Source organism: Paraburkholderia sp. SIMBA_053 (assembly GCF_046534895.1).
Classification (GTDB): Bacteria; Pseudomonadota; Gammaproteobacteria; order Burkholderiales; family Burkholderiaceae; genus Paraburkholderia; species Paraburkholderia caledonica.
Map to the genome: position 1 here is coordinate 1 of NZ_JAWRXU010001759.1, position 234 is coordinate 234.

General features: G+C 43.2%; 1 protein-coding gene. It reads right to left on the bottom strand.

Going from position 1 to position 234, the window contains the following annotated elements; translation table 11 throughout:
- On the bottom strand, window positions 1–180 hold a 180-nt coding region (locus SB753_RS41555), incomplete at its 3' end, for a hypothetical protein (protein WP_410805755.1).
- Window positions 181–234 lie beyond the last annotated feature (54 nt).

Genomic DNA, 234 nt, shown 5'->3' on the forward strand with positions numbered 1-234 from the left:
GTTGACGCGAGTTGCCTCAAGCGTTTTTTCATCGTATTCGACATACGCTTGAATGCCCGACTGGGTGACTTTAATGCCCTTGTTTGCGAGCATTTTCACCACCACTTCGATGGCGTTTCGCATCTCGCCAATGTTCGTGTAGCTCTTCTTACCGCTAGTGTCTTTCGTTTTAAATGCCATGTTAGTCTCCGGTTTAAGTCATCACTTACTTATTAAGATGATAAAAAAAATAGG